This is a genomic window from Olsenella sp. oral taxon 809 str. F0356, from assembly GCF_000233535.1.
Taxonomy (GTDB): domain Bacteria; phylum Actinomycetota; class Coriobacteriia; order Coriobacteriales; family Atopobiaceae; genus Olsenella_I; species Olsenella_I phocaeensis.
In genome coordinates, this window is sequence record NZ_JH376563.1 from 997,346 (window position 1) to 1,012,141 (window position 14,796).

General features: G+C 60.1%; 10 protein-coding genes and 1 CRISPR repeat array. Of the genes, 7 read left to right on the forward strand and 3 right to left on the reverse strand.

The window, feature by feature from the left end:
• Window positions 1-231: 231 nt before the first annotated feature.
• The 7 genes from HMPREF1008_RS04490 to cas2 are packed head-to-tail and all read left to right on the forward strand — an operon-like array spanning window position 232 to window position 7,980.
• Window positions 232-2,580 (forward strand): CRISPR-associated helicase/endonuclease Cas3, encoded by a 2,349-nt coding sequence (locus tag HMPREF1008_RS04490; RefSeq protein WP_083823482.1) that lies wholly within the window; start codon window positions 232-234, stop codon window positions 2,578-2,580.
• 32 nt (window positions 2,581-2,612) lie between these two features.
• Window positions 2,613-3,290, forward strand: a complete 678-nt coding sequence (gene cas5c, locus HMPREF1008_RS04495; RefSeq protein WP_009278654.1) for a type I-C CRISPR-associated protein Cas5c — start codon at window positions 2,613-2,615, stop codon at window positions 3,288-3,290.
• Window positions 3,287-5,116: a type I-C CRISPR-associated protein Cas8c/Csd1 gene (cas8c, locus tag HMPREF1008_RS04500; protein WP_009278655.1), complete on the forward strand. Its 1,830-nt coding sequence runs from the start codon at window positions 3,287-3,289 to the stop codon at window positions 5,114-5,116. Before cas5c ends, cas8c begins: the two co-directional genes overlap by 4 nt.
• Window position 5,117: 1 nt before the next feature.
• Window positions 5,118-6,005, forward strand: coding sequence for a type I-C CRISPR-associated protein Cas7/Csd2 (gene cas7c / locus HMPREF1008_RS04505; RefSeq protein WP_009278656.1), 888 nt, complete (start codon window positions 5,118-5,120; stop codon window positions 6,003-6,005).
• Between the two features lie 15 nt (window positions 6,006-6,020).
• Entirely contained in the window at window positions 6,021-6,671 is a 651-nt protein-coding gene (cas4, locus tag HMPREF1008_RS04510) for a CRISPR-associated protein Cas4 (protein ID WP_232202831.1), read from the forward strand.
• The gene (gene cas1c, locus HMPREF1008_RS04515; RefSeq protein ID WP_009278658.1) at window positions 6,668-7,687 is read left to right on the forward strand and encodes a type I-C CRISPR-associated endonuclease Cas1c; all 1,020 of its coding nucleotides are present in this window, start codon (window positions 6,668-6,670) and stop codon (window positions 7,685-7,687) included. Before cas4 ends, cas1c begins: the two co-directional genes overlap by 4 nt.
• Before the next feature lie 2 nt (window positions 7,688-7,689).
• Window positions 7,690-7,980, forward strand: coding sequence for a CRISPR-associated endonuclease Cas2 (cas2, locus tag HMPREF1008_RS04520; protein ID WP_009278659.1), 291 nt, complete (start codon window positions 7,690-7,692; stop codon window positions 7,978-7,980).
• 171 nt (window positions 7,981-8,151) lie between these two features.
• A CRISPR array of direct repeats spans window positions 8,152-10,616; the repeat unit is 33 nt; unit sequence GTCGCGCCCCGCACGGGGCGCGTGGATTGAAAC.
• A 383-nt stretch (window positions 10,617-10,999) separates the two neighbouring features.
• On the opposite strand, the gene HMPREF1008_RS04525 is transcribed toward cas2, so the two are convergent.
• From HMPREF1008_RS04525 to HMPREF1008_RS10790, 3 genes are all read right to left on the reverse strand, one after another.
• Window positions 11,000-12,259, reverse strand: coding sequence for an IS30 family transposase (locus HMPREF1008_RS04525; RefSeq protein ID WP_009278661.1), 1,260 nt, complete (start codon window positions 12,257-12,259; stop codon window positions 11,000-11,002).
• 478 nt (window positions 12,260-12,737) lie between these two features.
• Window positions 12,738-13,106 (reverse strand): DUF4145 domain-containing protein, encoded by a 369-nt coding sequence (locus HMPREF1008_RS09850; protein WP_050796618.1) that lies wholly within the window; start codon window positions 13,104-13,106, stop codon window positions 12,738-12,740.
• A gap of 1,448 nt (window positions 13,107-14,554) precedes the next feature.
• On the reverse strand, window positions 14,555-14,796 hold a 242-nt coding region (locus HMPREF1008_RS10790), incomplete at its 5' end, for a hypothetical protein (RefSeq protein ID WP_009278663.1).

A 14,796-nucleotide genomic window follows, 5' to 3' on the forward strand; every position in this document is an offset into this window, starting at 1 on the left:
AAAGTCAAAACGTAGTGTTGTCGTTGCTTGCCCTTGGCTGCGACGTGGATTGAAACGTATTTATTGGCTGGGTGCTGGTTTCAAAAAAGTCCCACGGCATGTTGGTTTGTCGTGGGACTTTTCCATTTGGCAGCAAAATTCATCCACTCGCGTTTTATCTATACCCACCCAAGTAATACGAACAATAAAATATTGCCAACGAAACGAAAGACTGATGAGTGGGGGGGTCGCATGACGAAGTACGCACACTCAGGTCTGCTGCCGGACAAGAGCGACTGGCAGACGCTGGAGGATCATCTCCACGAAGTCAGCCGTATGGCAGGAGAGTTTGCCGAACCGTTCGATGCAGGCCCTTGGGCAGAAGCTGCCGGTGCGCTCCACGATGCGGGCAAGGCGTATCCGGAGTTTCAGCTGCGTCTCGAGGGGAAGTACCCCGCCTTCGATCACTCGAGTGCGGGCGCCCGTCTCGCTCGCTTGGTGTATCCGAAAAACCAGATTAATGAGGGGAATCCCCTTGTACCTATAGTTTCTGGACACCATACCGGGCTGCAGAACAATTCGGAAGTCGAGGGAAGAATTCGGCTTGACAGCGAGACACACCCGGATGATGACCTTCGTGACGAATTCGCGGCATATGAAACGATGCTTCCACCAGAGGATATTTCGACGAGAAGGGCCCTGCTTCCATTGAGGCGTCCAGTCGATTGCAGACGCGAAGAACTCGCGACGTTCAATATGTTCACCATGGAAAGGCTTATCTTCAGCTCTCTCGTGGATGCGGACTGGCTTGATACAGAGCGTGTGAGAAGTCCGGAAAACTACGAAGTCCGCCTAGCAGCCAGGGAAGTGCAATGTACTGTTGAACAATTGCTTGAGCGTCTCGTAACTTATCGATCCGAGCGCTTCTCGGGTGCTCCAAACACTCCGGTTAACTCAGCTCGTGCAGAGATGCTTGAGCGCGCATGCCAGTTGGCGGATAGCCCCACCGGCATCTTCTTGCTTGACATGCCTACGGGGAGCGGAAAGACGCTTACGTCTCTTGAGTTCGCCTTGAGACATGCAAAAAAGAACCACCAGACACGCGTCGTCTACGCGATACCCTTCATGAGCATCGTCGAACAGAACGCTCGAGTCTTTAAGGAGGCGCTCGGCCGAGGAAACGTACTCGAGCATTTCTCTAGCTACGATTTCGGCTTTTCAGAGGTGGGCAAGGATTCGGCCGGCGCACAGCAGGACGATGTTGGCCTAAAAGAGCGCATGCTTGTTCAAAATTGGTCTGCGCCCGTAATAGTGACCACGAATGTTCAACTATTTGAGTCGCTCTTTTCAAATAGGACCACGCGCTCGCGCAAGGTGCATAACATCGCCAACAGCGTCATCGTATTGGATGAGGCGCAGAACCTCCCTGATGAGCTGCTCAAGTCGACTCTTGCGATGCTTGAGTCCTTGGTGTGCATCGCGAACGTGAGCGTGGTCATTTGCACCGCCACGCAGCCCGGGCTTGAGGAGTGCATGCCCTTCAGATCGCAGGTCAAATCGATTATTGACGAGCGTACGCGCCATGCTGAGCTCTTCGGCGGACGCGTCGAATTCGACATCTCCCATGTTTCTGAGGAGTCCGGCGGCGAAGGGGCGATTGACATCGATTGTCTTGCCGACGAGATCGCGTCCGCCAATCAGGCGCTCTGTGTCGTCAGCTCACGCCGGGCCGCAGCTCAGGTCTTTGATGCGCTTAGGGAGAGGTTGGGATGCGCCGACAGCGTGCTCCATCTGAGCGCACTCATGGTGCCAGAGCACAGGACGCAAGTGCTTGAGGAGGTGCGGCATAGGCTGAGGGTGGGGGAACCCTGCCGCCTCGTGTCCACCCAGCTGATAGAGGCGGGTGTGGATGTCGACTTTCCACTTGTGCTCAGGGAGCTTACCGGCATCGATTCGATATTGCAGGCTGCCGGTAGGTGCAACCGCGAAGGAGCGCTTGGAAGGCGCGGCCGTGTCGTCGTGTTCGAATGCAAGGACTTTGCAAGCATGCAGAGGCCCTCGCGTAGTTGGCTTGCGAAGGTGAAGGCCCTAGGAAGGGAGACGCTCAAAGTTGCCGCACTTGAGGGCTGGGAACCATTCGGCGCTCAGTCCGTTGCCTACTACTTCAAGAGGCGCCATCAGGTCGGAAATCTTGATGGGGCTGATGGGAAGCCGATCTACGGATGCATCGTCGATGACCACTGGCAGAAATACCTTTCTGATGGGAGCTATCCCTTCGAGACGATTTCCGAGAGATATCGTTTCATCGACAACGAGGAAATAGGCGTTTTTGTCCCATGGGGTGAGGGGGGAGAGAGGCTTTTGGGGCGCATAGAGTCCGATGAGGCCTGGGGATACGACTTCTTCCCCCAGATACAGCGCCACTCAATTAATGTCGCACCCTGGAGTTATAAGAAGCTCCAGGAGGCAGGGCAGATTCGGCGAATCGATGGTTTCCCGATCTCGGTCCTGGAAATGCGCGATGGGAGTCATCCTGTCTATGACGAAGAGAGGGGGCTGCTTGATCCGGAAACCGTTGATCTTTCGGCACTGATTGTTTAGCTCTTTGGCAATGAAGGGAGGAGGAACACGAGATGGGATATGGCATAAGGGTTCGGATAAAGGGTCCGAGGGCCTGTTTCACACGGCCAGAGATGCACGTTGAGAGAACAAGCTACGACGTGATCACTCCCTCTGCCGCAAGGGGAATCTTGGAGGCGGTCTATTGGAAGCCAGCCATCCGTTGGGTAATCGATCGCATTGAGGTGCTTAACCCCATAACCTTTGACACAATCCGTCGTAATGAGGTTGCGTCAAAGGTTTCGTATAGAGCGGCGAAGGCGGCCTATGCGTCTGGTACGGGGGCCCTTGGCGTCAATGTGGTTGAGGACCGCCAGCAAAGGAATACCCTTTACCTCAGGAATGTTGACTACGTCGTGGATGCCCACTTCGAAATGGTGCCCGAACGGGCGGGGGAGGCTGACACCGCCTCAAAGCACTACAACATTGCCTTGAGGCGGCTACGTTTGGGACAGTGCTTTAACCAGCCCTACCTGGGCTGCAGGGAGTTTCCTGCGGAAGTTGAAGCCGTGGGGGAGGAAGATGAGCTACCGCCTTCCTACTATGAGGGTGAAGCGAGCCACGACCTCGGCTATATGCTCTACGACCTCTCCTATAAAACAGGTCAGGATCCAATGCCCCAGTTCTATAGGGCCGTTATGCATCGTGGAGTAATCGATGTTGCCGCGGCGCGTACGGCGGTGGTCGCATGATGCTCAGAGACCTTTGCGACCTCTTTGACCTCAAGCGACAGACCGATCCAGATGCAATTCCCCCCAGACGATGGTGCCGCACGAGTGTTGGGTACGAGCTGACCCTTGATCGGGATGGGACAATCGTCTCATGCGTGCCGCTTGCATCGGAAGGGCAAAAGCTTCCGAAGCTCGTGGTGCCGATGGCGTATGTCACTAGGTCGGGCCAGAAGCCTGTGCCTGGATTTCTCTGTGATGACGCTCAGCACGTGTTTGGCGTCGGAAAGAACAAGTTTCGCGAGGAGCTCCGCTTGATGCACGAGCAGCTTGCGAAAGACGTTCTCTCTGAAGTCGACGACGACGGCGCTCGGGCCTACCTAAGCATGCTCAGGCATTATGGAGCGGGCATGCTCCCTCGTCTGTGTGCGGAGGCCATGGGCGAGGACGTGCGGCCAGGCTCGAATGAGAAAGAAAACCCCAACCTTAAGTCGAATCTGGTCTTCCGTTTCCTCCCTGACGGGAGCCTCCTGCACGAGCGTACCGCCATCGTCGCGGCTTGGGACCGTTATGCGGAGGCAGCGGAGCAAGAGTCGGAACAGTGTACTTGCCTCGTGTTGGGGAAGGTTGCCCCAAGGGCGAAGCTCTTTCCTCAAGTGAGCGGTCTTGCTGGTGCGCAGAGCGCCGGGGCTGCCCTGGTTTCCTGCAATGCTGACGCCTTTAGCTCCTACGGACAGAAGATCGCAACGGTGGGTTCTATATCACGGGAGGCGGCAGAGAAGGCAGGGGGCGCCTTGAACTACGTTCTCAAGGATGATTCTCACCATATGCGTCTGGGTGATGACTACGTCTGCTTTTGGACCAATTCGAGCGACTCGATAGCTGACGCCTGCCTTTCGTTTATTTTCGACAGCGACGGCATCGGGGGCTCTAACGCCATTATCTCTGGTAGGGGTGAAAACGTCGAGGTGAGGGATGCCGTCCAGGAGGCACTGCAGCAGATGATCCATGGCCTTCCACCCGTAGACGTTCCGGCGGACACAAAGTACCACGTGATGGGAATCGCTCCATATCAGGCACGTCTCGCTGTCCGCTTTTATCAGACCGGAAGTTTCGGTGACCTTGAGCGCAACGTCTCACTGTTCCTTCGTGACACCCAAATGGTTGGGGTAAGGCTTTGTTCCCTCAAGAGATACCTAGAACAAGCTGCAGTGCAGGTTGAGTCAAAGAACCTGCCAAGGTCGCTCATCACTTCCTGTGTGAGGGCCCTGCTTGATGGGACAGCATTCCCAGATTCTCTTGCAAAAGAAATTATCTTGCGCACAAGGGCCGACCATGGCTCCAGGAATACCTTTGATATGGGGAGGCGTGCGGCAATATTGCGAGCGTACCTCCTGAGAAAGTCACGCAATGCAGGCCAAGTAGTTAGGGAAGACGCAGAAAGGAGACTTACCGTGGCGCTTAATGAAGAGAATGAGAATCAAGGATACCTCCTCGGCAGGTTGTTCGCCTTGCTGGACAAGGTGCAGGTGGACGCTGTGGGCGACATAAATGCGGGAATTCGCGAGCGCTACATGGGCGCCGCTTCGACTACTCCAGCACGGGTGTTTCCCCAGCTTTTGAAGTTGTCGCAGCACCACATCAGCAAGAGTTCATGGGGTAGCCGTATAGATGTCCTCGTCCAGAGGGTCATCTCCAAAGTCGACGATAGCGGATTCCCAAAAACCCTGTCATACGATGACCAGGGGGAGTTCTACATCGGTTTCTATCAGCAACGCGAGGCGCTTTACAAGAAGTCTGAGAAAGGCGACAAGACAGCAAAAGTCGATGTAACGGAGAGGATTGACTAGCATGGAAGAGATCAAGAATCGTTATGACTTCGTCTTTTACTTTGACGTGGAGAACGGCAACCCCAACGGAGATCCAGACGCAGGTAACATGCCTCGCATCGACGCCGAGACCGGCATAGGCATCGTCTCCGACGTGTGCCTCAAGCGTAAGGTCCGCAACTATGTTGACCTTACGCGTGAGGGTACTGCGGGCTATCGCATCTATGTGCAGAACGGTGCCGTGCTTAACGATCGCAACAAAGAAGCATACATCAATAATGACATTAAGCAGGAGTCCAAGAAACTGCCAAAGAACTTGGAAGACCAAGTCAAGGTCACAAAGTTCATGTGTGACAACTTCTATGATATTCGCACCTTCGGTGCGGTAATGACCACCGAAGTCAACTGCGGTCAGGTAAGGGGTCCCGTGCAGCTTTGCTTCTCCCGATCCGTCGAACCCATCATGCCTGCCGAGATGAGCATCACTCGCATGGCAGTTACCAACTCAAAGGATGCCGACAAAGGAAAGACCATGGGGCGCAAGGAGTACGTGCCCTATGGCCTGTATCGTCTCGAGGGCTTCGTCTCGGCTCCCCTTGCGGAGAAGAGCGGGTTCTCCGACGATGACCTGAACCTCCTCTGGGAAGCCCTTATGAATATGTTCGAGAACGACCGCAGTGCGTCTCGTGGACTCATGACCTCCCGAAGGCTGATCGTGTTCAGGCACGAGAGCAGGCTCGGAAATGCCCCTGCGCACCGACTGTTCGATCTCGTGAAGGCAGAGAGGGCGGATGCGAACCCCTCGCGTCCGGGGCGTCACTTCTCCGATTACATGATTTCGGTCGACGAGGACAACCTGCCCACAGGAGTGACGGTGAAAAGCTTCGATTACATTCCACCCCAGGAGTAGGGAAGCTCGGGAGAGATGATGAGATCTCCTAGCGATATATACCAGGATGACGAGCTGCTGGCTCTTTCGGGCCTTCAACACCTCGCCTTCTGCGAACGCCAGTGGGCACTCATCCACCTGGAACAGATTTGGGAGGACAGCGCAGATACGTTGCGCGGTGATTACTTTCATGAGCGAGTGGACGCCGCAGGATATTCCTGTTCGGACGACATAAAGGCTGAGCGCGGCGTCCGCCTCGTTAACCGAAGGTTGGGCATTTACGGTATCGCCGACATCGTCGAGCGTAGCACTGATGACGCAGGCCTCCTCGTGCGTCCCGTTGAGTACAAAGTCGGTAGGCCAAAGGTGGAAGACTGGGATTGCGTGCAGGTGACAGCACAGGCACTCTGCCTCGAGGAGATGCTTGGCGTTTCCATAGCGGAAGGTACCCTTTTCTACGGCGAAACGCGGAGACGGGAAAGAGTTGACATTACGCAAGAGCTTCGCGATAGGGTGGAGACCCTTGCCGCTCGCATGCATGAGCTCTTCTCGTCGTCTATTACTCCTCGCGCTGAAATGGGGACGAGGTGCAGACGTTGCTCGCTCGTAAATGAGTGTTTGCCTGAGGTTGGTAGCTTGACCGTGCATGACTACTGGGCACAAAACGGCGAGGAGGCATTGGTATGAAGAGGCTTCTTAATACCCTCTATCTCACAAATCCCGATGCCTATCTCCGCAAGAAAGATGACGCGCTGGCAGTGTATCTTGGTGATGAGAAAGCGATGAGCGTGCCATTTCATCTGTTGGACGGAGTGGTGCTGTTTGGTCACGTGGGATGCAGCACCTCGGTTCTTGGCGCATGTGCTCTGCATGGCGTAACAGTTGTCATTCTTGACGAGACCGGGCGTTTCCAGGCTCGCGTGTGTGGTCCTACGTCGGGAAATATCCTCTTGCGACGCGAACAGTACCGCCGTTCGATGGACGAGGGCGCCTGTCTCGATGTGGCAAGGCGGTTTGTTACGGCTAAGGTGCATAACGGGAGGCTCGTCCTGCAGCACTATTTGAGGGACTACCCCGACATGAAGGAGGGGAACGCCCCTGCGGTCATCGATGAGTTGGCGGAGAGCAAGAGGAATGTCGCGCTTTGCAATAGCCTTGATGAGCTGAGGGGTGTGGAGGGAAATGCTGCCCACGCTTACTTCTCGGTGCTGGGAGGGGCGCTGCGCAACAAGGACATGGACTTCCGGGGTCGCACTAAGCGTCCTCCGGAAGATCCGGTCAATGCCCTGCTCTCATTTCTTTACACGCTGCTAGCCAGGGAGCTCATTTCTGCCTGCGAGTCTGTTGGGCTGGATTCACAAATGGGGTATCTGCATGCGTGTCGGCCAGGTCGGGCAAGCCTCGCACTCGACCTCATCGAGGAGCTTCGAGCGCCCATCGTTGACCGCTTCGCATTTTCTCTCTTCAACAGAAGGCAGCTGTCGGAGAGCGACTTCCAGGGATCCTCTCAAGGATTTCTCCTGCGAGATGGATCTCGGAAAAAAGTGATTGGCTGGTGGCAGCAAAGGAAGCAGGAGCAGATTGTCCACCCGTTCTTGAAAGAGAAAATGCCCCTTGGTCTTGTACCGTTCGTGCAAGCACAATTGTTCGCGCGCTTCTTGCGTGGTGATCTTGATGACTACCCGGCCTTTCTCTGGAGGTAGCGATGTATGTTCTCGTGACGTATGACGTGGCGAGTAGCGATGCGGGTGGTTCTGCGCGGCTGCGCCGGGTGGCAAAGGTATGTACGCAATATGGGCAGAGGGTGCAGTATTCCGTCTTTGAGTGCCTCGTGGATCCCGCGCAATACGAGAGCATGAAGCATGAGCTATTTGGACTAATCGACAAGGAGAGGGATAGCTTGCGGTTTTACAACCTTGGCAAACGCTGGGAAAGCCGCGTGGAGCATCTTGGTGCCAAGGAAACGTACAACCCTGAAGGGCTTTTATGCATATAGCCATCCGATAGCCTGCGCGAACCTGTAGTGCCGGGGTAACTCTGGGAGGTTCGCGCCATTTCTGTCTTCAATACGCGTGATTGATCGTCTTGAAAATGCAGCATGTGGGTGGCGTTCCTTGAGAATGGAATGTATGCTTGCAGATAATTCATGGCTGCGCATGAATTGACAGTCGCGCCCCGCACGGGGCGCGTGGATTGAAACAGGAGGCGCCGGACCCCGCCCGTGCCGTCGGTGCCGTCGCGCCCCGCACGGGGCGCGTGGATTGAAACAATCGCGGGGTTGCAAGGTAAGTCGCCGCCCCGGGGTCGCGCCCCGCACGGGGCGCGTGGATTGAAACTTGCCCAAGTCGGCGTATGCATAACCTACGCCGATGTCGCGCCCCGCACGGGGCGCGTGGATTGAAACAGGGAGGGCGTGCGCGCCCAGTCCTACGCCGCCCGGTCGCGCCCCGCACGGGGCGCGTGGATTGAAACCAGACGAACGGTGGGAGGGCGGTCCTCTGCCCCGTCGCGCCCCGCACGGGGCGCGTGGATTGAAACCGCGCGGGAAAGGAGTCGCGCGGTCGCCCGCCCGTGTCGCGCCCCGCACGGGGGCGCGTGGATTGAAACGGCTGGCCCGAGCTGTTCGCCAGCTGCAAGGAGGTCGCGCCCCGCACGGGGCGCGTGGATTGAAACATGGCTTTCCCTCCTTAGACCAGCACAAAGAGCGCGGGTCGCGCCCCGCACGGGGCGCGTGGATTGAAACCACGGCCACGGGGCGACCGTCCTTGCCCTCGGCGTCGCGCCCCGCACGGGGCGCGTGGATTGAAACGGATTACCTCAGATGCTTGGGCTGGTACCTTTGGCGTCGTCGCGCCCCGCACGGGGCGCGTGGATTGAAACCGGTGATGCAGACGTTCGACCCGTAGAACGGGTTCGTCGCGCCCCGCACGGGGCGCGTGGATTGAAACTTCGTCCGGGAAGAGGAAGGCTCTGCTCTTGTACCTGTCGCGCCCCGCACGGGGCGCGTGGATTGAAACGGCGCCATCGACCTCCGCGACATCACCCGCCCGATGTCGCGCCCCGCACGGGGCGCGTGGATTGAAACGTGCGATTTCGGACGCCCCCCGGGGCGGCGACTTACCGTCGCGCCCCGCACGGGGCGCGTGGATTGAAACTCGTGGGAGGTCGGCGTCTCCGACTCGTCGCTCCGTCGCGCCCCGCACGGGGCGCGTGGATTGAAACGAGTGCCCGAGTATGCGCGAGAGGTCCTCCACGCGTCGCGCCCCGCACGGGGCGCGTGGATTGAAACAAGAGCACGGCCATGCAGGCCGCGCTCGGTGCCGTGTCGCGCCCCGCACGGGGCGCGTGGATTGAAACCCGGAGGAACTCCCGCTCGAACTCGGAAAGCTACGTCGCGCCCCGCACGGGGCGCGTGGATTGAAACAGGGGCAGCGGGTGCCTCTGCCTCGACGTGGCGGCGTCGCGCCCCGCACGGGGCGCGTGGATTGAAACTCGCGCTCCGCCAGGGCCTGCTCGCGGAAGCTCGCGTCGCGCCCCGCACGGGGCGCGTGGATTGAAACTGGGGATGGACCAGCTACACGCCGACGATTCCCGTCGCGCCCCGCACGGGGCGCGTGGATTGAAACATGAGCATACTCGAAAACATCGTTGCGATTAATCGTCGCGCCCCGCACGGGGCGCGTGGATTGAAACCTTGCACTCTCGTCTTATCTGGTCAAGCATTAAGTCGCGCCCCGCACGGGGCGCGTGGATTGAAACAACCTCGCGGTCGCGTCGCTCGTCAGGCGCGGGTAGTCGCGCCCCGCACGGGGCGCGTGGATTGAAACTGGTCGGCCCACGTCCACGACTCTGCGCATGCATCGTCGCGCCCCGCACGGGGCGCGTGGATTGAAACTTGTCACTGCCCCGCGACGATAGAGATACGCCTTTGTCGCGCCCCGCACGGGGCGCGTGGATTGAAACTTGATCAGCCCGTCAATCTCGTCCCTGAGGTTGACGTCGCGCCCCGCACGGGGCGCGTGGATTGAAACGCGCCGTCGCGCACGTCGCCGTTGGCCACGTCCAGTCGCGCCCCGCACGGGGCGCGTGGATTGAAACGCCAATATCACCAAGATGGCCCAGGGTGACGCGGTCGCGCCCCGCACGGGGCGCGTGGATTGAAACGATACCCGCCCGGTACCCACGTCACTTGATATCCGTCGCGCCCCGCACGGGGCGCGTGGATTGAAACTCCCTGACACGGAAGAGGTCACAAGTTCAAATCGTCGCGCCCCGCACGGGGCGCGTGGATTGAAACAGTAGTCACTCACTAACCACCCACAACCCAACCGGTCGCGCCCCGCACGGGGCGCGTGGATTGAAACCTAGCGCTTGTGCTTGGTCGCGTCGACCAGGCCCGTCGCGCCCCGCACGGGGCGCGTGGATTGAAACCCCGACTTGGATGATACAAGTTTTGATACCGCAAGTCGCGCCCCGCACGGGGCGCGTGGATTGAAACATGCACTCCAAGATTGCCAACTCCCTGGCGAAGAAGTCGCGCCCCGCACGGGGCGCGTGGATTGAAACGGTCCATGTGCTCGTGCAGGTACTCTCCGCGACGTCGCGCCCCGCACGGGGCGCGTGGATTGAAACCCGTGCGGAAGCCGGCACAGAAGCGCCACGGGGCGCGTGGATTGAAACTTGCTCGCCTTGTAGTCGTCCCCGCTCGTTATCTCGTCGCGCCCCGTACGGGGCGCGTGGATTGTAAGAGGAGCCGTATTGGGGCTAGGTTTCTCGACCTGGAAGGTCCGGGTTGATTTTCATAGTCATCCGAACAGGCTGCCCCGACCTCGCACTCTCGCAGCTAGCCGGACGGCGAGCGCCCGGTCCGGCCGTCTCGTTCCGGGCACGTCGGCAGGTGGCGACCGCCCGTCGGGGCGTCCGGCTGAGTCCGAGACGCACGGCGCCGCGGCCCGCTCGGCGCGCTCGCGAACTTATCCGAACGGGTTTCGGCTGCGGCCTTCCCTGTCCCGGGGCTAGGTCAGGGTGTCCTCGCCCCTCCGCCCCCTGGCGCGGTTTATCGCCTCGACGCCGAGGAGCAGGGACCCATAGGGCAGGGCCTCGATCCCGAGCGCGTCGAGCAGGGCCCGCCCGTCGTCCCCGTAGGCGGAGAGCAGCATCGACGCGGGGGTCAGGTACGCAAGGGAGGGCCCCGGCTCGGAGTTGAGCTGCGACATCACGACAGAGAGGTCCCGCGCGGTCAGGTCGTCGAAGCTGATCCCCCTGCGCTTTGGCAGGAGCTTGCGCAGCTCCGCGTGGCTCCTCTCGCGCCCGCCCCTCTGCTGGGACTGCCGGACGTCGCAGTAGCAGGCCCTTGTCCGGGCGGCCTTCCCCGGCAGGGCCGACCGCTCGATCGCCTCGGCGTCCGCGAACTCCGTGCCGTTGTCGGTCAGAATCGTCCCGAGCGTCCGCCCGAACGCCCGCTCCCCGACCGCCCCCTCGAGCGAGTCGGGCGCGGCCGCTACCGCGCCCGACGACTTCTCGGGCGGGAGGATCGCCAGCTGAGGCTTGCGGGGTCGCAGGCAGAGGGTGAGAATGCACTGCTCGTCTCTCGCTCTGCCTATCACGGTGTCCATCTCGCAGGCGCCGCCCCGCCGCTCGTCGCCGAGCTCCATGAAGGCGGCGAAGCTCCGCTCCGGCCCGTGCGCCGTCTGCCTGGGGCCTGCGGTGTGCTTGCGCTTCTTGTAGCCGCACTTGCGCCTGAGGTCCAGGTTGCTCATCCCGCCGTACCCCCGCTCTATCCAGCGGTACACCGTCGACTGGGACACCCTGAACTCGGCGGAGCGGGCGTCGGCTATCTGCGCGGGGGACAGGCCGCGGGCGATGTCCGACCTGATGACCCCCATCATGTATTCGAACTGGCCCTCGTCGCGGTCGACGCCCATCCGGGACTGCGAGAGCAGGGTGTCGGCGAGCGCCTGGGCCCTCGCGGCCGAGTACTCGCACCTCCACCTCCTCGAGCAGTGGTAGCGCCGGTACCTGCACCCGTTGCACACGTAGGGCCAGGTGAGGAGCTTGGGGCACGCGTCCTCGGGCACGACGCCCACGCGCTCGCCCCTGCCGGGACCCTTGGCCACCACCCTGTTGCGCCTCACCTCGTCGCACAGGGACGAGGCCGACCTCCCGAGGTCGCCGGCGAGGCCCCGGGCCGACTTCCTCGCGTCGAGCCCCTTCTCGATCGCCGCCCTCTCGGCCCTGTCCAGCCGGCGGTATCCGCTCGGTTTGCCCTTGGTCATGGCAGGCTCCTTTCCCTGGAGGGCCGGACATGCCCGCCGGCCCCTATGGGAAGGGATTCCCGGACTCATCCGCACGCGTGCGGATGAGTCCGGGAAAGGCGGGAGGGCGTACGGATGAGCTTAAAAATCAACTCCTGGAAGGTCCGGGCACGCGCGTCTGCTGGTCCTGCCACGCCCCAGTCAGAACTCATCTCGATGTGGTATATTCTGCGCAGCGACGCAGCGACCCCGGTTAGGAACCGAGGCACCGGGCGTCGCTATTACTTTGGCGAAACGACGTCGACGACGTCGAAGGTCACGTCGTTGACTGGTAATCCAATCTCCAAGGAGGATCTGCGTCCGGATATTTCGTTTTAGAGCAGTGCCGTTCTGACTGGTAATCCAACGACCTTCAGAAGGCCATTACATGGATTACACACCCCGTGATGCCCTCTCGCCTGGCGAGAGGGCATCACGGGGTTCGGGACAGCTGCTTGCGTCAGGAGAGCTTGGAGGGGAACTCGTAGACGAACTTCAGGAGCATCTCCGCGAAGTCGAGGAGCTGGACCGCTTCCTCCTCGGACATCACCTTAATTTCATGGGTTGCCTCGTTTCCGTAGCTGCGGAGCTTGTCGACCCACTCACGTCCGTTCGGCGGAATCCAATGGTTTTCGTCCAGATGCCCGACGTACGTGGCGAACGACTTGTTCGGCTCCGCCCCCTGCTCGACGGCCACGTGCATCAGGAGCTTGCGGAGGGTGAGCACCGCCGAGGTGTAGGACGTGTACTGTATGCACCTCCTGGCCTCGTCGTACAGCGCCTGGACGTCCGGCGGAAGTCCAGCGACGTTTGTTGCCCGCGGCTGCACCAGGGTACTGGTTAATCTCGCCCTCGTCATCCCGGACGAATGCCGTAGGGTTCTGGCAGTGCGGGCAGATGTATATGATCTTGTCCTGGACGTAGCCTGCAGAGCGCTTGTATCCGACGTCTCCAGCAACCTCCCTACCGCAGTACCCACAGACCCACTCAGTTGAATTCAAGGGGGACGTACCGTCCCAGCTGAGCATCATGCTTACCTCCGATTCCCACTTTGTGCGATTGTAGCAACGTTGGCAGCCGCCAGCTCACCTGCTGCCCGGACCCTGGTTACGAAGCGTCACCTAGAATGAGGTCACGTTTCGCAACTAGTCAACGCCGCTCCCATACCCCCTCGATCGCGAGCTCGTACCCGACCGAGTCTATCGAGTCGAGCGCCACGTTCACCCGTGTCCTGACGGTCGAGGGGGCGAGCTTGAGCCAGCGCGCCACGGTCTCTGCTTTGGGGCAGTGTCGTTCTGACTGGTAATCCAACTACTTGGCGTCCGCCCTCTTCTGGGCGTCTGATGCGGCTCATTAGCGAGAATATGAGAAGCCGCAGGCCATAGTCTATCCACGGTGTAAGTGCCGAAGCCGTGGCCACGTACTCTGGGGTGCGACTCGCTGCGGCAAAGGTATGTACCAGCACTTTGATCGAGTCGGGTTTGTCCCCGTACGGTCTTATCGTCTCATACATGTTTTTTACTGCATCCATCCGACCGGTGACCCGATCGTGAGAACTCAGGCGACACAGCCGTAATGCCATCCGCAGAGCTTTAACGAGAAAACCGGAAGAGGATAGGTTCAAATAATCGTGCCACCAAGGAGCATCCCTGAGTACATCTCGGTAGGGACGATAAGTACGTTCCACCCGATTATGCAACCAATACACAGCGTGCCGAGTTCGAGAAGCGGGTGACTCCTTGGGCAAGGGCGACAAAGGCCTACAGATTGTCGACTTCTGGTATGCCTGCTGAGAAGTGAGCCAAGCTAATGGAAAAGGAGCCTTGCCCTCCCAATTAGCTGGGTGGGTGTACCCCCTTCAGGGGAAGTCTACCCGAAATTGAAGTAGCTCGTACCCATTGCGATGCCTGGTATTACTCAGCTGGCGCGCGCCGTTGCACAGCATCCTGACATATTTTATCAAATGAACGAGATAGCTATTCCCTGGTTGGGCATTCTGGTGATGCGACCCATAAGCGAGGTTGATTGAAAATCTCAACGCAACGCTGAAGGGCTTGCCGCAACAGTCGCGCCTTATCTGGCAGCTTCAGCGAAAAGCCGTTGCGCTTGGCCTGCATTTCATCCGTCCGGCCGTCAGCCGACCGGCCCCATGGGGCGTCTCTCGCGGCCAACGGCCATGCTGGCGCCGGCCCCCTCGCCCGGCGCGGAAGAACTCGGTGCAACGGCGGCGGCCGACCATCCGGTCCTTCTGCCTGCCCCTCCCAGAAAGCCTGATGGCTAGGCCTTTGGAATCACGTTCGCGCCGACGAGGGGCGGCTTCGGCGCCACCTCGTCGGCGGGCACCCGCCCTACCCCGAGGGCCTCCAGAAACCCGGCGGGGAAGGCGGCCCTGGCCAGGTCCGGCGGCGCCGCGCCTCCGAGGCCTGGCCTCGGGCAGGGGCTCACGCGCGACGTGCAGAGCGCCGCGCCCCACGGCGTGGGGGCGCCGAGGTCGCGCCTCCCCTTGGGGAGGGTGCGCC